This is a genomic window from Pseudomonas sp. MF7453, from assembly GCF_016405455.1.
Taxonomy (GTDB): domain Bacteria; phylum Pseudomonadota; class Gammaproteobacteria; order Pseudomonadales; family Pseudomonadaceae; genus Aquipseudomonas; species Aquipseudomonas paralactis.
This window is the reverse complement of sequence record NZ_JAEKCN010000012.1, coordinates 81,959-102,772: the sequence shown is the minus strand read 5'-3', so window position 1 is coordinate 102,772 and position 20,814 is coordinate 81,959. Positions and strand designations below refer to the sequence as shown.

At 60.7% G+C, this 20,814-nt stretch carries 23 protein-coding genes; 19 read left to right on the top strand and 4 right to left on the bottom strand.

What is annotated here, in order from left to right:
• Positions 1–24 precede the first annotated feature (24 nt).
• From phaC (JFT63_RS19365) to JFT63_RS19350, 4 genes are all read left to right on the top strand, one after another.
• Positions 25–1,704: a class II poly(R)-hydroxyalkanoic acid synthase gene (gene phaC / locus JFT63_RS19365; protein ID WP_057702493.1), complete on the top strand. Its 1,680-nt coding sequence runs from the start codon at positions 25–27 to the stop codon at positions 1,702–1,704.
• Between the two features lie 104 nt (positions 1,705–1,808).
• Positions 1,809–2,654 carry a poly(3-hydroxyalkanoate) depolymerase gene (phaZ, locus tag JFT63_RS19360; RefSeq protein ID WP_019820034.1) on the top strand — a complete coding sequence of 282 codons (846 nt, stop codon included), beginning with the start codon at positions 1,809–1,811 and terminating at the stop codon, positions 2,652–2,654.
• Positions 2,655–2,744: 90 nt separating this feature from the next.
• Positions 2,745–4,427: a class II poly(R)-hydroxyalkanoic acid synthase gene (phaC, locus tag JFT63_RS19355; RefSeq protein ID WP_057702492.1), complete on the top strand. Its 1,683-nt coding sequence runs from the start codon at positions 2,745–2,747 to the stop codon at positions 4,425–4,427.
• Positions 4,428–4,454: 27 nt separating this feature from the next.
• Positions 4,455–5,075: a TetR/AcrR family transcriptional regulator gene (locus JFT63_RS19350; protein ID WP_057702491.1), complete on the top strand. Its 621-nt coding sequence runs from the start codon at positions 4,455–4,457 to the stop codon at positions 5,073–5,075.
• A gap of 6 nt (positions 5,076–5,081) precedes the next feature.
• Here the strand turns inward: JFT63_RS19350 and JFT63_RS19345 are convergent, their stop codons facing one another.
• Positions 5,082–5,777 carry a response regulator transcription factor gene (locus JFT63_RS19345; RefSeq protein ID WP_232910344.1) on the bottom strand — a complete coding sequence of 232 codons (696 nt, stop codon included), beginning with the start codon at positions 5,775–5,777 and terminating at the stop codon, positions 5,082–5,084.
• A gap of 338 nt (positions 5,778–6,115) precedes the next feature.
• Here JFT63_RS19345 and JFT63_RS19340 point away from each other — a divergent pair, with 338 nt between their 5' ends.
• From JFT63_RS19340 to JFT63_RS19315, 6 genes are all read left to right on the top strand, one after another.
• A complete protein-coding gene (locus tag JFT63_RS19340) occupies positions 6,116–6,694 on the top strand; it encodes a fimbrial protein (protein ID WP_198844539.1) in 579 nt (192 codons plus the stop codon).
• Positions 6,695–6,747: 53 nt separating this feature from the next.
• A complete protein-coding gene (locus JFT63_RS19335; RefSeq protein ID WP_198844538.1) occupies positions 6,748–7,530 on the top strand; it encodes a fimbria/pilus periplasmic chaperone in 783 nt (260 codons plus the stop codon).
• Positions 7,527–8,291: a fimbrial biogenesis chaperone gene (locus JFT63_RS19330; protein ID WP_198844537.1), complete on the top strand. Its 765-nt coding sequence runs from the start codon at positions 7,527–7,529 to the stop codon at positions 8,289–8,291. Before JFT63_RS19335 ends, JFT63_RS19330 begins: the two co-directional genes overlap by 4 nt.
• A 145-nt stretch (positions 8,292–8,436) precedes the next feature.
• Positions 8,437–11,025, top strand: a complete 2,589-nt coding sequence (locus JFT63_RS19325) for a fimbria/pilus outer membrane usher protein (protein WP_233102349.1) — start codon at positions 8,437–8,439, stop codon at positions 11,023–11,025.
• Positions 11,025–11,981, top strand: a complete 957-nt coding sequence (locus JFT63_RS19320; protein ID WP_057702486.1) for a fimbrial protein — start codon at positions 11,025–11,027, stop codon at positions 11,979–11,981. Before JFT63_RS19325 ends, JFT63_RS19320 begins: the two co-directional genes overlap by 1 nt.
• 18 nt (positions 11,982–11,999) lie before the next feature.
• Complete coding sequence (locus tag JFT63_RS19315; protein WP_057702707.1) at positions 12,000–12,515, top strand: fimbrial protein; 516 nt, start codon at positions 12,000–12,002, stop codon at positions 12,513–12,515.
• A 94-nt stretch (positions 12,516–12,609) separates the two neighbouring features.
• Here the strand turns inward: JFT63_RS19315 and JFT63_RS19310 are convergent, their stop codons facing one another.
• The 3 genes from JFT63_RS19310 to JFT63_RS19300 form a co-directional block, all read right to left on the bottom strand.
• Positions 12,610–13,545 carry a phasin family protein gene (locus tag JFT63_RS19310; protein ID WP_198707428.1) on the bottom strand — a complete coding sequence of 312 codons (936 nt, stop codon included), beginning with the start codon at positions 13,543–13,545 and terminating at the stop codon, positions 12,610–12,612.
• A gap of 12 nt (positions 13,546–13,557) precedes the next feature.
• Complete coding sequence (locus JFT63_RS19305; RefSeq protein WP_057702484.1) at positions 13,558–13,980, bottom strand: phasin family protein; 423 nt, start codon at positions 13,978–13,980, stop codon at positions 13,558–13,560.
• Positions 13,981–14,081: 101 nt separating this feature from the next.
• Positions 14,082–14,357, bottom strand: a complete 276-nt coding sequence (locus JFT63_RS19300) for a polyhydroxyalkanoic acid system family protein (protein WP_057702483.1) — start codon at positions 14,355–14,357, stop codon at positions 14,082–14,084.
• Positions 14,358–14,502: 145 nt separating this feature from the next.
• On the opposite strand from JFT63_RS19300, the gene ubiE reads away from it, so the two are divergent.
• From ubiE to JFT63_RS19255, 9 genes are read left to right on the top strand one after another with little or no spacing between them, the layout of a single operon-like run.
• Positions 14,503–15,273 (top strand): bifunctional demethylmenaquinone methyltransferase/2-methoxy-6-polyprenyl-1,4-benzoquinol methylase UbiE, encoded by a 771-nt coding sequence (gene ubiE, locus JFT63_RS19295; protein WP_003171186.1) that lies wholly within the window; start codon positions 14,503–14,505, stop codon positions 15,271–15,273.
• Complete coding sequence (locus JFT63_RS19290; protein ID WP_005784000.1) at positions 15,273–15,896, top strand: ubiquinone biosynthesis accessory factor UbiJ; 624 nt, start codon at positions 15,273–15,275, stop codon at positions 15,894–15,896. Before ubiE ends, JFT63_RS19290 begins: the two co-directional genes overlap by 1 nt.
• Complete coding sequence (gene ubiB, locus JFT63_RS19285; protein ID WP_198844536.1) at positions 15,893–17,497, top strand: ubiquinone biosynthesis regulatory protein kinase UbiB; 1,605 nt, start codon at positions 15,893–15,895, stop codon at positions 17,495–17,497. Before JFT63_RS19290 ends, ubiB begins: the two co-directional genes overlap by 4 nt.
• A 41-nt stretch (positions 17,498–17,538) precedes the next feature.
• Entirely contained in the window at positions 17,539–17,931 is a 393-nt protein-coding gene (gene hisI / locus JFT63_RS19280) for a phosphoribosyl-AMP cyclohydrolase (RefSeq protein WP_198707431.1), read from the top strand.
• Positions 17,932–17,933: 2 nt separating this feature from the next.
• Entirely contained in the window at positions 17,934–18,266 is a 333-nt protein-coding gene (locus tag JFT63_RS19275; RefSeq protein WP_005783994.1) for a phosphoribosyl-ATP diphosphatase, read from the top strand.
• 26 nt (positions 18,267–18,292) lie between these two features.
• A complete protein-coding gene (locus JFT63_RS19270) occupies positions 18,293–18,571 on the top strand; it encodes a twin-arginine translocase TatA/TatE family subunit (protein ID WP_005783993.1) in 279 nt (92 codons plus the stop codon).
• Positions 18,572–18,581: 10 nt separating this feature from the next.
• A complete protein-coding gene (tatB, locus tag JFT63_RS19265) occupies positions 18,582–18,980 on the top strand; it encodes a Sec-independent protein translocase protein TatB (protein WP_057702480.1) in 399 nt (132 codons plus the stop codon).
• The gene (gene tatC / locus JFT63_RS19260; protein ID WP_005783990.1) at positions 18,977–19,768 is read left to right on the top strand and encodes a twin-arginine translocase subunit TatC; all 792 of its coding nucleotides are present in this window, start codon (positions 18,977–18,979) and stop codon (positions 19,766–19,768) included. Before tatB ends, tatC begins: the two co-directional genes overlap by 4 nt.
• Positions 19,765–20,472, top strand: a complete 708-nt coding sequence (locus tag JFT63_RS19255; RefSeq protein WP_057702479.1) for a 16S rRNA (uracil(1498)-N(3))-methyltransferase — start codon at positions 19,765–19,767, stop codon at positions 20,470–20,472. Before tatC ends, JFT63_RS19255 begins: the two co-directional genes overlap by 4 nt.
• Positions 20,473–20,814 lie beyond the last annotated feature (342 nt).

Below are 20,814 nucleotides of genomic sequence, written 5' to 3'. Positions count from 1 at the left end.
CTTTCGGACAATGGAGCGTCGTAGATGAGTAACAAGAATAACGATGACTTGAAACGCCAGGCCTCGGAAAACACCCTGGGGTTGAACCCGATCATCGCGTTACGCAAAAAGGATTTACTGGCCTCGGCCAAGATGGTGCTGACCCAAGCCATCAAGCAACCGTTGCACAGCGTCAAGCACGTCGCCCACTTTGGCGTCGAGTTGAAGAATGTGATGTTCGGCAAATCCCAGCTGGCGCCTGAAGGCGATGACCGTCGCTTCAACGACCCGGCCTGGAGCCAGAACCCGCTCTACAAACGTTATTTGCAGACTTACCTGGCGTGGCGCAAGGAACTGCACGACTGGATCGACGACAGCAACCTGTCGGCACAAGATATCAGCCGCGGCCACTTCGTGATCAACCTGATGACCGAAGCCATGGCCCCCACCAACAGCGCGGCCAACCCGGCGGCGGTCAAGCGCTTCTTTGAAACCGGCGGCAAAAGCCTGCTCGACGGTTTGTCCCACCTGGCCAAAGACATGGTGCACAACGGCGGTATGCCGAGCCAAGTCAACATGGGTGCCTTTGAGGTCGGCAAGACCCTGGGCACCAGCGAAGGCGCGGTGGTGTTTCGCAACGATGTGCTGGAGCTGATCCAGTACAAGCCCATTACCGAGCAGGTGCATGAGCGCCCGCTGCTGGTGGTACCGCCGCAGATCAACAAATTCTACGTATTCGACCTGTGCCCGGATAAGAGCCTGGCGCGCTTTTGCCTGCGCAATGGCCAGCAGACCTTTATCGTCAGTTGGCGCAACCCTACCAAGGCCCAGCGCGAATGGGGCCTGTCGACTTATATCGAGGCGCTCAAGGAAGCAGTGGACGTGGTCACGGCGATCACGGGCAGCAAGGATGTGAATATGCTGGGTGCCTGCTCCGGCGGCATCACCTGCACCGCACTGTTGGGCCACTACGCGGCGCTGGGCGAGAAGAAGGTCAACGCCCTGACGCTGTTGGTGAGCGTGCTGGATACCACCCTGGACACCCAGGTGGCGCTGTTTGTGGATGAACAGACCCTGGAAGCGGCCAAGCGCCATTCCTACCAGGCCGGTGTGCTGGAAGGCCGCGACATGGCCAAGGTATTTGCCTGGATGCGTCCCAACGATCTGATCTGGAACTACTGGGTCAACAATTACCTGCTGGGCAACGAACCGCCGGTGTTCGACATCCTGTTCTGGAACAACGACACCACCCGCTTGCCGGCCGCGTTCCATGGCGACCTGATCGAACTGTTCAAGAACAACCCATTGGTACGCGCCAACGCCCTGGAAGTGTGCGGCACGCCCATCGACCTCAAGCAGGTCACTGCTGACATCTACTCCCTGGCCGGCACCAACGACCACATCACGCCGTGGCAGTCCTGCTACAAATCGGCGCAGTTGTTTGGCGGCAAGGTCGAGTTCGTGCTGTCCAGCAGTGGGCACATTCAAAGCATCCTTAACCCGCCGGGCAACCCCAAGGCGCGCTACCAGACCAGCGAGGGCTTGTCGGGCAGTGCGTTGGAGTGGCAGGAGAACGCCACCAAGCACACCGATTCGTGGTGGCTGCACTGGCAGGTTTGGCAGGCGGAGCGGGCGGGAAAACTGAAAAAAGCCCCGACTATATTAGGCAATAAAACCTATACCGCCGCCGAAGCGGCGCCGGGTACCTATGTACATGAACGCTAGGCACTTTTGGTAATTGAAATGAGATCAATGTGGGAGCTGGCTTGCCAGCTCCCACATTGACCGAGTTCCTACAGACGAACAGCACCACTTCACAGGGCTTGAGCATGGCGCAACCGTTCATCTTCCGTACCATCGACCTGGATGGCCAGACCATCCGCACGGCGGTGCGTCCGGGCAAGCCGCACTTGACCCCGCTGCTGATCTTCAACGGCATCGGCGCCAACCTAGAGCTGGTGTTCCCGTTCGTCCAGGCCCTGGACCCGGACCTGGAAGTGATCGCCTTCGATGTGCCCGGCGTTGGCGGTTCCTCGACGCCGAACCGGCCCTATCGCTTCCCCGGCCTGGCCAAACTCACCGCACGTATGCTTGATTACCTCGACTACGGCCAGGTGAACGCCGTGGGTGTGTCCTGGGGCGGGGCCCTGGCGCAGCAGTTCGCCTATGACTACCCGGAACGCTGCAAGAAGCTGATCCTGGCGGCCACGGCTGCCGGGGCGTTTATGGTGCCGGGCAAGCCTAAAGTGCTGTGGCTGATGGCAAGCCCCAGGCGTTATATCCAACCGTCCCACGTGGTGCGCATTGCACCGATGATTTATGGCGGCTCGTTCCGCCGCGATTCGAAACTGGCCGCCGAACACGCCAGCAAGGTGCGCTCGGCCGGCAAGCTGGGCTACTACTGGCAGCTGTTCGCGGGCCTGGGCTGGACCAGCATTCATTGGCTGCACAAGATCCGCCAGCCCACCCTGGTATTGGCCGGCGACGATGACCCGCTGATCCCGCTGGTCAACATGCGCATGCTCGCCTGGCGCATCCCCAATGCGCAGTTGCACATCATCGATGACGGCCATCTGTTCCTGATCACCCGGGCCGAGGCCGTGGCGCCGATCATCATGAAGTTTCTCGAAGAGGAGCGCCTGCGCGCCGTGATACATCCGCGACCGGCGGTGTGAAGGACCACACCACCGCGCAACTTGCCAGGAACCGACTATGGTTCTGGATTGGCGTGCCTGCTTGATGTCTTGACGAAGGAGTGTTGGCTCATGCGAGAAAGACCCGTGACGAACCCGGCGCCCACCCCCGCTGCGTTCATCAACGCGCAAAATGCGATCACCGGCCTGCGCGGCCGGGACTTGCTGTCAACCCTGCGCACCGTCGCCGCACACGGCCTGCGCAACCCGGTGCACACTGCCCGCCACGCCCTGGCGCTGGGCGGACAACTAGGCCGGGTGCTGCTGGGTGAAACCGTGCACGAGCCCAACCCCAGAGACAATCGCTTCAGCGACCCCACCTGGAAGCTCAACCCGCTGTACCGACGCAGCTTGCAAGCGTATCTGAGCTGGCAGAAACAGACGCGCCACTGGATCGATGACAGCACCCTCAGTGACGATGATCGCGCCCGCGCGCAGTTCGCCTTCGCCCTGCTCAACGATGCCGTGTCCCCTTCCAACACGCTGCTCAACCCGCTGGCGATCAAGGAGTTGCTCAACTCCGGCGGCAACAGCGTGGTGCGCGGTGTGAGTAACCTGTTCGAAGACCTGCTGCACAACAACGGTTTGCCGCGCCAGGTCAGCAAGCACGCCTTTGAAGTGGGCAAGACCGTGGCGACCACGCCCGGCTCGGTGGTGTTTCGCAACGAACTGCTGGAGCTGATCCAGTACAAGCCCATGAGCGAAAAACAGTACGCCAAGCCGCTGCTGGTGGTGCCGCCGCAGATCAACAAGTACTACATCTTCGACCTGAGCCCGGCCAACAGCTTTGTGCAATACGCCCTTAAAAACGGCCTGCAAACCTTCATGGTCAGTTGGCGCAACCCGGACGTGCGGCATCGTGAATGGGGCTTGTCCACCTATGTGGCGGCCTTGGAGGAAGCCCTGAATGTCTGCCGGGCCATCACCGGTGCCCGCGAGGTCAACCTGATGGGCGCCTGCGCCGGGGGCCTGACCATCGCCGCGCTGCAAGGCCACCTGCAAGCCAAGCGCCAGTTGCGGCGCATCTCCAGCGCCAGTTACCTGGTGAGCCTGCTCGACAGCCAGATCGACAGCCCGGCCACGCTGTTCGCCGATGAGCAAACCCTGGAAGCCGCCAAGCGCCGCTCCTACCAGCAAGGGGTACTGGAAGGCCGTGACATGGCCAAGGTGTTTGCCTGGATGCGTCCCAACGACTTGATCTGGAACTATTGGATCAACAATTACCTGCTGGGCAAGGAGCCGCCCGCCTTCGACATCCTGTACTGGAACAACGACAACACGCGCCTGCCCGCCGCCTTGCACGGCGACCTGCTGGACTTCTTCAAGCACAACCCCCTGAGCCATCCCGGTGGCCTGGAGGTATGCGGCACGCCCATCGACTTGCGCAAGGTCACGGTGGACAGCTTCAGCGTGGCCGGGATCAACGACCACATCACGCCGTGGGACGCGGTGTATCGCTCCACCCAACTGCTGGGCGGCGAGCGGCGCTTTGTGCTGTCCAACAGCGGGCATGTCCAGAGCATCCTCAACCCGCCGGGCAACCCCAAGGCCAATTACGTCGAAAACCTAAAGCTGAGCAGCGACCCGCGTGCCTGGTACTACGACGCCCGGCATGTCGAAGGCAGCTGGTGGCCGCAGTGGCTGGAATGGGTACAACAACGTTCCGGAGTACAACGCGAAACGCTTACCGCCCTGGGCAACCAGAACTACCCACCGATGGAAGCAGCGCCAGGCACTTACGTGCGCGTGCGTTGAGCTCAACGATCACATTAAGAAGACTGGATGAAGACCCGCGACCGTATCCTTGAATGCGCCCTGCTGCTGTTCAACCACAAGGGCGAACCGAACGTATCGACCATGGAGGTGGCCAATGAAATGGGGATCAGCCCCGGCAACCTCTACTACCACTTCCATGGCAAGGAGCCGTTGGTGCTGGGGCTGTTCGAGCGCTTTCAAAGCGAGTTGGCGCCACTGCTCGATCCCCCCGCCGATGCGCAACTGGAGGCCGAGGATTACTGGCTGTTCCTGCACCTGATAGTGGAGCGCATGGCCCACTATCGGTTTCTGTTCCAGGACCTGTCGAACCTGGCCGGGCGCTTGCCCAAGCTGGCCAAGGGGGTTCGCCACCTGCTCACGGCGCTCAAGCGCACCCTGGCCTCACTGCTGGCACGCTTGAAAGCCGCAGGGCAACTGGTCAGTGGCACCCAGGCACTGGGGCAATTGGTGGAACAGATCACCATGACCCTGCTGTTTTCTCTGGATTACCAACGCGTACTGGACCGTGAAGGCGAGGTCCGGGTGGTGGTGTACCAGGTCATGATGCTGGTGGCGCCACACCTGGTGTCACCCGCACGTCAGGCCACCGAGCGCTGGGCCTTGGGCTATCTGGATGATCCGCATTGACGGTATTCACTCAGGCCCACCGAAGTGCTGAATAAACTTGAACAGTTCACTGTCGTTACGCACGCCCAACTTTCTATATGCCGACTGTTTTTGCGTACTGATGGTACTTGCACTGCGGGAGAACTTTGCTGCAATCGAACTTACCGACATACCATCGAGAAAACAGCGCAATACTTCCCGCTCTTTAGGCGTCAGTCCCGAGTTCAATGACAGCGGCATGGAAACATCCACTGTCGACTTCAGGGTGACGTTATCGAACGCCGACTGCCTGCCTTGTAATGTCGGCACCATACAAGGCGGTAGATAAAGCCGCCCCTGAGCGACAGTTCGAATAGCCGTGATCAGTTCGGTCAGATTCTGAGTCTTGCCCAAAATCCCCCAACACCCCGCCTTCAGGGCCAGCGACACCGTGGCGGGCGAACAGTCCGAAGATACGATCACGGCCCGGCACTGGCTGAAACGCCTGCCCAGTGACTGAAGCAGGCTGAGGCCATCGATGTCGGCAGGCGCCAGGACAAAGTCCATGACTATCACGTGCGCAGGCTGCTGGGCCAGCGCCTCAAGCAATTGCCGCCCCGTGCCGTAGGAGCCGATGACCTGGATGTCGGCTTCGGCATTCAATCCCAGCTCGATACCCTGGCGCACCATTTCATGGTCGTCGAGCAGCATGACGGTACAGACAGTAACTGATGAAGTTGGCATAACAACTCCCGCCTGAATCAATGCAGTACTGCACGCTATAGACCAGCCTTATGCAGGATTCAATAAGCGGACATAACAGTACTACACTTACTTACAGCCACTTCTTACAGAAAAACCTGAAGGAAGTTTCCGAACTTCAACCCCCGCCAAAAAACCTTAAACAAAACAATACGCTTTCGAACAATCACGAACTAAAACTCGTGACTTCACTATAGAGCGCATTCATTTTTAGATACAAATTATGCACACCCGCCCCGTGAACAAATTCGACACGGGTTCACAGGTGCTGCGTATCAACCTGCGACGGGAAACTTCAATCAATCAAGATCAGGAACATAATGAAAGCCAACGTTTTTTCTTCCGTTGCCACCGCGCTGGCCTTGACCGCCGCTGTGCCGCCCTCGGCGCACGCCGCCGATGGCGTGATCAATTTCAGTGGCCTGGTGACCGATGTGACCTGCACCGTCGAAGGCGCGACGCCGGGCACGGGCGCCGTGGTCAAGGACGTAAACCTGGGTGGCGTCTCCGCTGCACGCTTGGCTACGGCGGGCAGTCGCGCCAATTTGACTGGTTTCTCCATTCGCATCGGCGCACCGGGTGAGGGCAGTTGCACCAACGGACGTACCGCCATGGTTGCCTTCGACCCGACCAGCCCGGCTATCGACGTGGCCACGGGCCGCTTGAACATCGATGGCTATGACGATCCGTCCGACACCACCAATGCCAAGAATGTACAGGTAGAAATCACTAGCCGTAGCGGCACGCCAATCAATGTGTACACGGAGAAATCCGAAGGCGTGGTGATCGCCGATAACCAGGCAACCATTCCACTGGCAGCACAGCTGTACGCCAGCGGCCCGGCTGCCGAAGGCAAGGTCAATACCCGAGTCGGGTTCATGATCGAGTACGCCGAATAAAGCGCGAGCGGGCCTGCGCAAGCAGGCTCCTCCCTGGGTGAAGAGACCAGATGATGAATATCAAGACACGTCTTACCGTTGCCGCCTGTGTGTCTGCTGCGATGCTGCTGTGCCCGCTTACCGCTGACGCAGGCGTCATTATCCACGGCACCCGGGTGATCTACCCTGCCGAACGGCAAGAGGTGATCGTGCGCCTTGAAAACAAGGGCACCCGCCCGGCATTGGTACAGACCTGGCTGGACGACGGCGACCGGTACTCGACCGCGGCCACTGCAAAAGCGCCGTTGAGTGCGTCCCCTCCGATCTTTCGTATCGAGCCGCACCAGCAACAGGCGCTACGCCTGCGCTACTCGGGCGAGCCTCTGCCTGCCGATCGCGAAAGCCTGTTCTGGCTGAATGTGCTGGAAGTGCCGCCGAGCGCCGCAAAAGGTGAAGACAACAACCAGATCGAATTGGCGTTCCGCACGCGGTTGCGCGTGCTCGTGCGCCCGCAAGCGTTGCCCTACCCGGTGGCAAGCGCGGCATCCAGGTTGCAATGGAAACTGGTCGCCCACGAGCGCGGCTACGCTCTGCAAGCCACTAACCCGACGCCTTATCACGTCTCGCTCGCCTCCGTCGAATTGCTCAGCGCCGCCAAGCGCTTTGCCAAAGCGCCGAACCAGAGCGCCAACGACAGCCTGCTGCTGCCGGCCGGCGACGTGAAACGCTTTGCGCTGCCGCTGCTGCGTGAGTGCCCGCCAGCGCCGACCAGGGTTGAGTTCACCAGCGTCAGCGACTTCGGTGCCCGCGTGCGGCATTCGGCAGCACTGCCCGCGTGCACGGGGCAACCATCATGAATGCACTTTCGACTCTGGCGCAGACCACCTTGCTGACCTTCACGCTGCTGGGCGCAACGACGCTGCAGGCGAGCGTGATCATCAACAGCACCCGTGTGGTTTACCCGCAAAACGACAAAGAGGTTACCGTCAGGCTGGAAAGCAAAAACCAGGCACCGGTGCTGGTACAAACCTGGCTGGACAAGGGCGACGAGCACTCGACGCCGGAGCAGGGCGACATTCCGTTTGTGGTGACCCCGCCGATCTTTCGCATGGAGCCAGGCAAGCAACAAGTGGTGCGCGTGGCCTATACCGGCGAACCCTTGCCAGCGTCACAGGAAAGCCTGTTCTGGTTCAACCTGTTGGAAGTGCCTGCCCAGCCCCCAGGCGCGCAAACCGGTAATCAACTGCAGCTGGCGTTCCGCTCGCGGATCAAGCTGTTTTTCCGCCCGCACAATCTTGCGTACGGGGTGCAAGCCGCACCTGGAAAACTGCAATGGCGACGCGTATCGAACGCCCAGGGCCAGGGCCAGGGCCTGGAAGTATTCAACCCAACGCCCTATCACGTGACCTTCGAAGCCGTCGAGGTGCTGGACTCGGGGCAACGGCACGCACGTAAAACCGCGTCGCCCAGCAGCGCAAACATGTTAGTGCCCGGTGGCCGCCTTCGTTTTGAGCTGCCCACGCTCAACTCTGCGCCCAGTGCCACGGCCACCGTGCAATTCCAGACGCTCGACGACTATGGCGTGAAAATCGCCCACAGCGCCAAGGTCCCGCCATGACGCCCCAGGTACCTGACTTTCCCGCGTAGCGCGCCCTGAACGGCGCCTCCCACGCTTCCATCTCTTTATGTCGATGCCCATTGGTTCGGGTAGGGAATCCCTATGCCAAGCGTTGGCTGACACCTGCTTTTCGAGAACGCTGAACATGAGTTTCAACACGCCAGCCGGCGTTAACTATCCATCCCCGGCACGTCATCGATTCAAGCTGACCGTGCATAGCCTGCTGCTGATCAGCGGCGCCTGCAGCCTCTACGCCCACAGTGCCGAACAGGTCGAATTCAACCCAGCCTTTTTTCCGGGCGGCAAGGCGGGCGCGCAAGTCGATATTGCAAAATTCAACCAAGGCAACGTCATCCTGCCCGGCAACTACCGCGCCGACGTGCACCTCAACGGCCAGTGGATCGGGCGTGAAACCCTGTCCTTCTCCAACGTCGCCGGCCAGGACACCGCGCAACTGTGCCTGAAACGCCAGGCGTTGCTCAGGTTTGGCGTCACGGTCGATAGCGTTCAACCGGCTGCCCTTTCCGACTGTGCCGACATCGCCAGCTACCTGCCCGGCGCAAGCAGCCGGTTCGACTCGGGCGAAAGTCGCCTGGACCTGCAGGTTCCGCAGATTTACCTGGCCCGTCAGCCACGCGGCTATGTCGACCCGCAACATTGGGATGGCGGCGTGGATGCCGCGTTTGTACGTTACAACGCCAGCACCTTCACCACGCGCACCGACGGGCGCACCCTGGGCTCCAGCTACCTGGGCTTGAATACCGGGCTAAACCTGGGCGACTGGCACTGGCGCCACAATGGCAATTACAGCCGTACCCATACCGCCTCGGGCTATCAAAGCAGCGCCACGTATGTACAGCGGGAATTGGGCACCTTGAAGTCCCAGTTGGTGCTCGGCGAAATCTATACCCCCGGCGAGCTGTTCGACAGCGTGCGCCTGCGCGGCGCCAGCCTGTCCAGCGATGACCGGATGCTCCCCGACTCGCTGACCGGCTTTGCGCCGGTGGTGCGCGGTGTCGCCGAAACCAGCGCACGGGTCACTGTGCGCCAGCGTGGCGTACTGCTCGATGAAGTCTCCGTGGCGCCCGGCCCGTTCGTGCTCAAGGATCTGTTCCCCACCGGTTATGGCGGCGATCTGAACGTCACTGTGACCGAAGCCGATGGCCGTACCCGCGAGTTCATCGTCCCCTTTGCCGCCAACGCCCACCTGCTGCGCCCCGGCTACAGCCGTTACTCGTTGAGTGCCGGGCTGCTCGATGAAATCGGCCTGCACCATCCGCCCAGAGTGATGCAGGCCACCTACCAACACGGCCTGAGCAACTTGCTGACCGGTTATACCGGCGCCGTGATAGGCGAGGACTACCGCTCACAGTTACTGGGTGCTGCGTTCAACACGCCGTTCGGTGCACTGTCGCTGGACATGACCCAGTCCAACGCCCACCTGCCGGGGCATGGCTCACGCGACGGGCAAAGCGTGCAGCTACGCTATAGCAAAAACTTCGCCCACACCGGTACTCACTTCGCCCTGGGCGCCTACCGCTACTCCACCGAAGGTTTCTTGAGCGTGAGCGATGCGGCGCACATCCGCGACCTCGCCCTGGACGGGCTCAAGCTTGACCGTGTGTCGCGCCTGCGCGACCGGATGGACATCAGCCTCAATCAACGCGTGGGCGACGGATCGGTGTACCTCACCGGCTCCTCGCAAAACTATTGGAACCGTAACAATGGCAACCTGACATTCACCGCCGGCTACAGCGGCACATGGAACGGGCTGCACTACACGGTCAGCGCGCAGCGTACCCGTGATTTGCTGACTGAGCATGTCGACAAGCAGCTGGACTTTACCGTGAGTCTGCCGCTGGGCAGCGGTGCCCGCACGCCCACCCTGACGACCACTGTTTACCGAGGCGGCCAAAGCTCAGGTGAGCGCCTGGGCCTGGGTGGCACCCTTGGCGAACGCAATGAATTGAGCTACGGCTTGAGCAGCAGCCGCGCCCAGGGCAGCGGCTATGCCACCAGCGCCGACCTGAAATACCAGACGTCCCAGGGCGCGCTATCGGCAAGCTACGGCCAGAGCAACGCGTACCAGTCGACCTCCCTGGGCATGACTGGCGGCATCGTCGCCCACCGTGGCGGCGTGACCTTTGCACCGGAGCTGGGCGACACCATCGGCCTCGTCCAGGCCCCCGACGCTCTGGGCGCAAGGATCAACGGTAACCACAGCGCCCAGATCGGCAAAAGCGGTTATGCCGTGGTGCCGCATCTCACCCCTTACCGCCAGAACGTGGTCGAGTTGGACCCCAAGGACCTGTCCGTCGATGTAGAGCTCAAGACCGCCGCGCAGAACGTCGCCCCTCGGGCCGGCTCGGTGGTGCAGTTGCAGTTCGAAACGGTCAGTGGGCAAGCCATATTGATCACGGCTCAGCGTGAGGATGGCAACCCGCTGCCATTCGGTGCGGATGTATTCGATGAAGACGGCGCAAGCGTCGGCATCGTTGGCCAGGGCGGTAAAGCCTTTGTTCGCGTGGCGCGCACACAAGGGCAACTGACCGTCAAATGGGGCCCGCAAGCTGATGCTTCATGCAAGCTGCATTACGCGCTAAGTGCGCGCCCCCACTCTGACGCGGCCCACCGCGTACGCCATCTGAACGCAGGCACCTGCCGAAGCGAAACACCCGTTGCCGCACATGCAGCGCCTGTCGACAAATACCTCGTGACTGCTCGGAATGCATGATGAAGACATTGATCAGACTCATCTCAACATTGCTGGTGCTTGGCCTGCCGATCGCTGCGCAAGCGGAGTGCGACAGCTATATGAACTCCACCCACGGCCTCTCCCTTCCGACGACTATCACCGTACCGCCCGACCTGCCGGTGGGCAGCGTGATCACCGAGCAACCGTTCAGCGGCGTGGCTGCGGGCCGCTTCATGAATTGCAACAGCGTGACGCTGATACAAGTTGCATCGCGCAATTACCTGCATCACCAGGCCACCACGATCTATCAAACCGAGGCTCCGGGCATCGGCATGCGTATAAGGATTACCGATGCCCGTCCCTCGAGCAGCTTCTACGCGTTTGACAATTCCGTGGGTTACCTGCCCAGCGGAAGCCACCCCATCTTCACCAATGCCGAGGCAATCTTCTACAAGATCGGGCCGGTGACCAGAGGGGAGGTGCCTGCGGGAAGGGTCTACCATTACACGATGTTGACCCGCATCGGCCAGATTCTGGGCCGCTTTGAGCTCAAGCTCGACAACTCGGTTACTTTCGTCAGCCCCGTCGCCACTTGCGACCTCGCCACCGGTGATGTCAACCGCACCATCACGCTCGACCCCGTGCAGGTCAGTGCGTTCAACAGCAGCCCCTACGCCGGCGCACGCAATTTTGAGCTGACGGCCAATTGCAGCGACGCCGCCAACGTCACCTTTCGTTTTTCCGGCCAGCCATCGACTGACAACAACCTGCTCTTTGCCAACACCGGCACGGCCGACGGCGTGGCGCTTTGGCTGTACTCGCGGATCGACGGCACTCACCGAACCATTGCTGCCAATGGCAGCGACAACGAACGCACGCTGGTTGTGACCGGCAATCGCGCGGTATTGCCACTCGGCGCGGCGTACCACAAGAGCGGCACGGTCGGCCAAGGCACGCTGACCAGTACCGCCACCGTCAACATCACCTACAACTGAACCCCCTGAGGACTCATGATGCGTCTACCTACACTGCCCCTGCTACTGGCGATCACCGCAAGCCTGGACATTCCCGCCGCGCTCGCTGCCACTACTGGCACCCTGACATTTCAAGGCGTGGTCAATGCTGGCACCTGCAACCTTAACGCCGGCGATGTAAACCGCACGATTACCTTGCCTGCGGTCAAAGTATCGGACTTCGACACTACCGACTCTGCGGGAGAGCACGACTTTGAACTTGCCGCCGACTGCGACTCGGACGTCAAGAACGTGATCTTCCAGTTCGCCGGCACCCCCTCTGCCGGCAACGCCGAGCTCTTTGCCAACACGGGAACATCGGGCGGCACCGCACTGTGGCTGGCCAGCACCGGCATCATCCCCGCCAATGGCACCGAGGTACAACGCAGCCGTACGGTTGCGACAAGCGCCAGCAAGGCGGTACTGCCACTCAAAGCGGCTTACCATAAAACCGGAGAAGCAATTACCCACGGTACCCTGGCCAGTGCCGTGACTGTTTCGATCACTTACAACTGATGGGCTTGGGATAAAGCCCCGCGATAGCTGATTTTTGCCAAGCATAAAAAATGCCCGGCCTCTACAGGCCGGGCATTTTTCTGTCCCGCAAAAATCAGGACTGACTGGATGGCGTCGGGTTGACCGGCGTTGCAGTCGCAGTAGCGGCCGCGTGCGTCGGTGCGGACACCGAATTGGCGGTAGAAGCGGCCGGTGCTGGCGCCGCTGCTGGCTTGGCCGCCGCAGCAGGCTTGGCGGCTGCCGGTTTTTTCGCTACCGCAGGCTTTTTGGCCGCTGCAGGTTTAGCTGCAGGTTTGGCAGCGGCGGGCTTGGCGGCAGGTTTGGCAGCCGCTGTTTTAGCCGCAGGCTTGGCAGCCGGTTTAGCCGCAGGTTTCGCGGCGGTTTTAGCGGCCACTGGCTTAGCGGCAGGCTTGGTGGCCGGTTTAGCGGCAGCAGTTTTAGCCGCTGGCTTGGCCGCAGGTTTCGCAGCGGTTTTGGCTGGCGCTTTGGCAGCGGCTTTTGCAGCCGGCTTGGCGGCGGCTTTAACCAGAGGCTTGGCGGCAGTTTTAACGGCGGGTTTTGCCGCAGCTGTTTTAGCCGCAGGTTTGGCAGCCGGTTTTGCTGCAGGCTTGGCCGCGGCAGTCTTGGCGGGAGCCGCTTTGGCGCCGGTCAGTTTCTCAATTTGCTTGGTCAGGGTATCGACCTTGCTGTGCAGCGCCTTTAACTCAGCCTTGCTGGGTACGCCCAGTCGCGAAATGGCACTATTGAGGCGTTTGTCGAAGGTTTCTTCCAACTTGCCCCAGGTGTCAGAAATGCTCGACTTGGCGGAACCGGCAGTTGCCTTGGCCGCTTCTACTTTTTTACCGACTGTGCTCTTGGTCAACTTCTCGGCCTTCTCGCCGTCCTTGACCAGAGTCTCGAAGTATTTACCGCCGTCACTGCTAACCTTCGAGTACACGCCTAAACCAGCAAGCCAGATTTTGCGGGAATATTTTTCAACTTCCCCAACCCACGAGCTGCCTTCTTTCTGAGTAGTCTTTTTAACAGCCATCCCGATGTCTCCTTAGTGTTTACGCGCGACACGTTCGAGCAATGCCGTCAGCTCTTCGAGCTTAGCAGAGAGTGTCTCCACGTCATGTTTAGACGCAATGCCGATTCGATTCAAGGCACTTGCAACACGCGTGTCAAAAGCTTTTTCAACTTTATCCAGCTGAACTTCAACCAAGCCTCTGACGCCGGAGACATTACTCTTTACTTGATCAATCTGACTGTTGGCGGCATCAAGTTGTTCAACTACAACTTTTTTACCTTTGCTTTCAACATGTTGGCCGCTCTTGACCAGCTCTTTGAAGTATTCGCCGCCCTCGCTGCCGACCTTTGCATAGGCACCAAGGCCCGCCAGCCAGATCTTGCGGGCATAGCTTTTAACCTCACTCAGGGGGGTGGTTTGAACGTCGATTTTTTTCTTCAAAATAACTTTGGCCATGGTGCACCTCACGCAAAAAGGGTGGAGGACGGCCCGCAGGAGTTGAGGGCTTGGGCACAAAGTAGGGTTTAAAATTAGAATCGGCACCCTAAGAAGCCAGGTCAGGCCAACGCCTTATCCAGGGCTTTTTCGATTTCGGACTTGATCGTGCCACTCATGGCCGACATCAACAGGCCGAGTTCGACATCGATGCGCAGCGAGTCTTCGCCTACCGCGACCGTGCCCTTAACCCCGGAACGTTTGAGCTTCAGGGTATCGCCGGCCCACGAAGATTCCACACCATATTTATCTTCGAGTTTGCGCGCCAATTGCTCGGCCTTGGCCCGCGCCTGTTCTTTTCCCAGGGTATGTTCACGCTCAACGGTAATACGGGCCATTGCAATGACTCCTCTTTATAACGACTCGAAACACCCGCCATGCGGCAAAAGGCCTCGGTGAGCATCTATCTTACCTGCAGCCTTGCCAAGACAAAGCAGGCCTTGGGGATTATCATGTCCCGCATTCTCTTTTGGTGACAGCGATATGACTGATCAGCGCAAAGGCAGCGATGCCGAACCCACCACTCACTTCGGCTTCAAGAACGTCCCGGAAAGCCAAAAGGCGGAAAAAGTCGCTGAGGTGTTTCACTCCGTGGCGGCCAAGTACGACCTGATGAACGACGTGCTTTCCGGCGGTATGCACCGCCTGTGGAAGCGCTTCACCATCGAGCTGTCGGGCGTACGCACCGGCAACCGCGTGCTGGACATCGCCGGCGGCACGGGCGACCTGGCCGCCAAGTTCTCCAAACTGGTTGGCCCCACCGGCCAAGTGGTGTTGGCCGATATCAACGGTTCGATGCTCAAGGTGGGCCGTGATCGCCTGCTCGACAAAGGCGTGGCCGGCAACATCGAGTTCGTTCAGGCCGATGCCGAGAAGCTGCCGTTCCCCGACAACCATTTCGACTGCGTGACCATCGCCTTCGGCCTGCGCAACGTCACCCACAAGGAAGACGCGATCCGCTCGATGCTGCGCGTCCTCAAACCGGGTGGCCGCCTGTTGGTGCTGGAATTCTCCAAGCCGACCAACGCGCTGATGTCCAAGGTCTACGACACTTACTCGTTCGCCTTTATGCCGCTGATGGGCAAGCTGATCACCAATGACGCCGAGAGCTACCGCTACCTGGCCGAATCGATCCGTATGCACCCCGACCAGGAAACCCTGAAGTCAATGATGGTGGAGGCCGGTTTCGACCGCGTGACCTACCACAACATGACCTCCGGCATCGTTGCCTTGCACCGAGGTATCAAGCCCTGATGCTGCTCGCAGGTCTTCTCGCCAGTGTCGAACATGGCCTCAACCGTGTTCTGCGCCTGGACAGCACCGCCCTGGCGCGGCTGGCGCACTTGAACGGCAAAGTCATTGCCGTCGACTGCCGCAGCCCCGCCGTGCAGCTGTTTATTCTGCCCAGCGATGAAGGCTTGCTGCTCGCCACTCAATGGGCCGCCGACGCCGACTGCACCTTGCGTGCGCCGGCCTCCAGCCTGTTGCACCTGGCGCTGAGCCGCAACAAGACCGCCATCCTCCACAGCCCCGAGGTGGAGCTGGAAGGCGACAGTGCGGTGCTGATGGACCTGGCCGCCGTACTGCAAGACCTGGAGCTGGACTGGGAATACGAACTGTCGCGCTGGATCGGCCCCGTCGCCACCCAGTTGCTCAGCGGGCACCTGCGCAGCCGCTCGCGCTGGTACCAGCAAGGGTTCGCCAGCCTCAACCAGAACCTCGCCGAATACCTGAGCGAAGAATCGCGCACCCTGGTCGGGCAACGGGAAGCGCAAGCGCGCTTTCGTGAGCTCGACAAGGCCAAAATCGACCTGGAACGCCTTGAGGCCCGCTTCGAGCGCCTGAGCCGTTCCCTTGATCCAAGCGATAACGCATGAAGCTGCTCGCCGTCCGCCGTTTGTTTCGTATCCAGCGCGTCGTAATCCGCTACCGCCTTGATGACCTGCTGTTTGCCCTGCCCCTGCCGTGGTTTCTGTTGGCGGTGCGTTATGTGTTGCCGTGGCGCTGGTTCCCGCGCAAACAACTGGAGCTGAGCCGAGGCGCGTGCCTGCGCCTGGCGTTGCAGGATTTGGGGCCGATCTTTATCAAGTTCGGGCAGATCCTCTCGACCCGTCGCGACCTGCTGCCCGAAGACATCGCCGACGAGCTGATGCTGCTGCAGGACCGTGTGCCGCCTTTCGATTCGCAGCAGTCGATGGCACTGATCGAAGAACAACTGGGCCAGAAGATCAGCGAGGTGTTCAGCCGCTTCGATGTCGAGCCCCTGGCCTCGGCCTCGGTCGCGCAGGTCCACGCCGCGCAGCTCAAGACCGGCGAAGAGGTGGTGGTGAAGGTGATTCGGCCGGGCCTCAAGCCGATCATCGGCCAGGACCTGGCGTGGCTGTTTGTTCTCGCCCGGGCTGCCGAACGCTTCTCCGCCGACGCGCGCCTGCTGCATCCGGTGGATGTGGTCGCCGACTACGAAAAAACCATCTACGACGAACTCGACCTGCTGCGCGAAGCAGCCAACGCCAGCCAGTTGCGACGCAACTTTGAAGGCTCGCAACTGCTGTACGTGCCCCAAGTGTATTGGGATTGGTGCCGCCCGAAAGTGCTGGTGATGGAGCGCATCTATGGGGTACAGGTCACCGACCTGGCGACCCTGGCCGACCAGCGCACCGATATGAAAATGCTTGCCGAGCGTGGCGTGGAGATCTTCTTCACCCAGGTGTTCCGCGACAGTTTCTTTCACGCCGACATGCACCCGGGCAACATCTTCGTCAGCACCGTCAACCCGTGGAGCCCGCAGTACATCGCCATCGACTGCGGCATCGTCGGCAGCCTGACCCCGGAAGACCAGGACTACCTGGCGCGCAACCTGTTTGCTTTCTTCAAGCGCGACTACCGCCGCGTGGCGCAGTTGCACATTGATTCAGGCTGGGTGCCGGCGGAAACCAAGCTCAACGAATTCGAAGCGGCGATCCGCACCGTGTGCGAGCCGATCTTCGAAAAACCGTTAAAAGATATTTCCTTCGGCCAGGTGCTGATGCGCCTGTTCCAGACGGCGCAGCGCTTCAATATGGAAGTACAGCCGCAGTTGGTGCTGCTGCAAAAAACCTTGCTCAACATCGAAGGCCTGGGCCGCCAGCTGTACCCGGACCTGGATCTGTGGAACACCGCGCAGCCGTTCCTGGAGCGCTGGATGCGCGAGCGCATGAGCCCAAAAACCATGCTGGGCAACCTGCACAGCCAGTTCGAACAGCTGCCGCACCTGGCCAACATGACCCGCGACCTGCTGGAGCGCATGTCCCAGCCCCACGCCAAAGACCCCGAGCCGCCGTGGCGCAAGCGCAAGGACGATTGGTTCCTGCGCCTGCTCGGCGCCGCGCATCTGGCAGGCGGTGTGATGCTGGTGATCGGCGGGCCGCTGAATCAACTGGGTTACTGGCCAGCCGGCATCATGGCGGCCGTGGGTGTTTATCTGATCGTGCGTCGATAGCCAATCCGGTTATACACTGTCGCAAATTGCCGGAGCCGAACATGAAAAACTGGCTGGACGAGATCAAGTGGGACAGTGACGGCCTGGTGCCGGCCATTGCCCAGGACTACAAGACCGGGCGCGTATTGATGATGGCCTGGATGAACCGCGAGGCGCTGAGCCTCACCGCCACTGAGCAGCGCGCCATCTACTGGTCACGTTCGCGTGGCAGACTGTGGCGCAAGGGCGAAGAGTCCGGGCATGTGCAGGTGCTGCATGAGATGCGCCTGGACTGCGACGCCGACGTGGTGATCCTGATGGTCGACCAGATCGGCGACATCGCTTGCCATACCGGGCGCCACAGCTGTTTCTATCGCGTGTTCGAAGACGGCGAATGGAAGGTAGTGGAGCCGGTGCTCAAAGACCCCCACGCCATTTATTCGCCAGGACACTGAACATGAGCGATACCCTGAACCGTGTGGCCCAGGTGCTGGAAGACCGCAAAGGCGCGGATGCCGACAGCTCCTACGTCGCCAGCCTGTACCACAAGGGTCTGAACAAGATTCTGGAAAAACTCGGCGAAGAATCCGTCGAGACCATCATTGCGGCCAAGGACGCGCAAATCAGCGGTGATTACAGCGATGTAATCTATGAGACCGCAGACTTGTGGTTCCATAGCCTGGTGATGCTCGCCCAACTGGGGCAGCATCCACAGGCCGTGCTGGATGAACTGGACCGTCGCTTCGGCTTGTCCGGGCATGTCGAAAAGGCTTCGCGCCCGTCCGCCTGATTAACCAAGACTTGAGGATTTGCAGCATGGGCATTTTTGACTGGAAACACTGGATCGTCATTCTGGTGGTGGTTGTTCTGGTGTTCGGCACCAAGAAACTGAAAAACCTCGGCACCGACGTCGGCGAGTCGATCAAGGGCTTTCGTAAAGCCATGAACGACGACGAGAAGCCCGCCGAGCCAAGCGCAAACCCGGTGCCACCGGCCCAGCCTGTGCACCCGCAGGCCGCGCAGCCGATCACCGAGCGTCGTACCTTCGACGTGCAGGCTGAAAAAGTCCAAGAGCCGACCCGCAAAGACTCGTGAGCACTGACTAATGTTTGGTATCAGCTTCTCTGAACTGCTGCTCGTCGGCCTGGTGGCCCTGCTGGTACTGGGGCCGGAACGCCTGCCCGGTGCCGCGCGCACCGCCGGCCTGTGGATCGGGCGCCTGAAACGCAGTTTCAACGCGATCAAACAGGAAGTTGAACGGGAAATCGGTGCCGACGAGATCCGCAGGCAGTTGCACAACGAACATATCCTGTCGTTGGAGCAAGAGACTCGCAAGATTCTCTCCCCGGTGCAGGAGCCGGCCAAGCCGGCCCCTCCGGTAGCCGAGCAGAGCATCGCGCCGGCACCTGCTGCCCAAACCGAGCCCGCCCCGACAGAGCCTGCGCCGACGCCCGTTGCGTCGCCTGCCCCCCATGACCCTACACTGCCGCCGCGAGCCCCATGAGCGCTGATAAACCGGAAAACGACCAGCATATGCCGCTGGTCTCGCACCTCACCGAGTTGCGTACCCGCCTGCTGCGTTGCGTAGCGGCCATCTTCATCATCTTTGCCGGGCTGTTCGCCTTTACCCAGCAGATCTACACCTTCGTTTCCACGCCCTTGCGCCAGTACCTGCCGGTCGGCGCGACGATGATTGCCACCGATGTGTCGTCGCCGTTCCTGACGCCGTTGAAGCTGACCATGATGGTTTCGCTGTTCCTGGCGATCCCGGTGATCCTGCATCAGATCTGGGGCTTTATTGCGCCGGGCCTGTACAAGCACGAGAAGCGCATCGCGGTGCCGTTGCTGGTGTCGAGCATCCTGCTGTTCTACACCGGCATGGCCTTCGCCTACTTCCTGGTGTTCCCGCTGATCTTCAAATTCTTCGCCGCCGCTACCCCGGCCGGCGTGGAAATGATGACCGATATCACCAGCTACCTCGACTTCGTGATGACGCTGTTCTTCGCCTTTGGCGTGGCCTTCGAAATCCCGGTGGCGGTGGTGTTGCTGGTGTGGATCGGGGTGGTCGACGTCAAGTACCTGAAGAAGATCCGCCCGTACGTGATCATCGGCTGCTTTGTGGTCGGCATGATCCTCACACCGCCGGACATTTTCTCCCAGACCTTGCTGGCCGTGCCGATGTGGATGCTGTTTGAAGTGGGCATCCTGTTCAGCGGCTTGATCAGCAAGCGCGGCGAACACCCGGACGACCAGCCTGCCGACGACGACCAGCCGCCAGCGACCCAGCCGTGAACCTGCTACTGCTGGAAGACGCCGATTTTATTGCGGCAGACCGCGTGGTGCTGCGTGATCGGCGCCTGGTGCATATGCAGGAAGTCCACCGCGCCGTAGTGGGTGACAACCTGCGTGTGGGCCGCATTGGCGGGCTGATGGGCAATGCCCAACTGCTGCGGCTGGAAGCCAGTGAAGCCGAGCTGCAAGTCAGCTTCGACCAGCCACCGCCGAGCAAACTGCCGCTGACCCTGCTGCTGGCCCTGCCCCGCCCGAAGATGCTGCGTCGAGTGCTGCAAACGGTAGCGGCCATGGGTGTGCCCAAGGTGGTGCTGGTCAACAGCTACCGCGTGGAAAAAAGCTTCTGGCAAACCCCATTCCTGGAGCCAGAAGCGGTTCGCGAGCAACTGATCCTTGGCCTGGAACAGGCGCGGGACACGGTACTGCCCGAGATCATTATCGAAAAGCGCTTCAAACCCTTTGTCGAAGACCGCCTGCCGGCCATGGCTGCCGGCACCCTGGGCCTGATCGGTCATCCGGGCGATTACCCGGCCTGCCCCCGTGGGCTGGATGAGCCGGTAACGCTGGCAATTGGCCCGGAAGGCGGCTGGATTCCCTATGAAGTCGAGCTGCTGACCAGGGCCGGTTTGCAACCGGTGCAGCTTGGTGCGCGCATCCTACGGGTTGAAACCGCCGTGACGGCCCTGCTCGCCCGACTGTTCTGATATCAAATCCAAAAACACCGTAGCCTAAATGTGGGAGGGGGCTTGCCCCCGATAGCCATGGGTATCTACACAACTTTTGTAGCCACTGCCAACCGTAACCACGATGCGAAGCGAGCCGCTCTTGCTCTTGCTCTGCTTTTGATCTGCTTTTGATTTTAGGCGCCCCGTTAAACCACGCTGGCCGGAATTCGACAGGGATTTGGGGGGTAAACCGGCAGGGATGCCGGTTTAGCCGCCCCGCGCCATGGATGGCGCGTGGCGGCGGCCCCCCAAATCCATGGCGGATTACGGGCACACCGAGCCTAAGCGAGGTGCCGAGTGGTGGGGCAAGAGCGCTTTGGT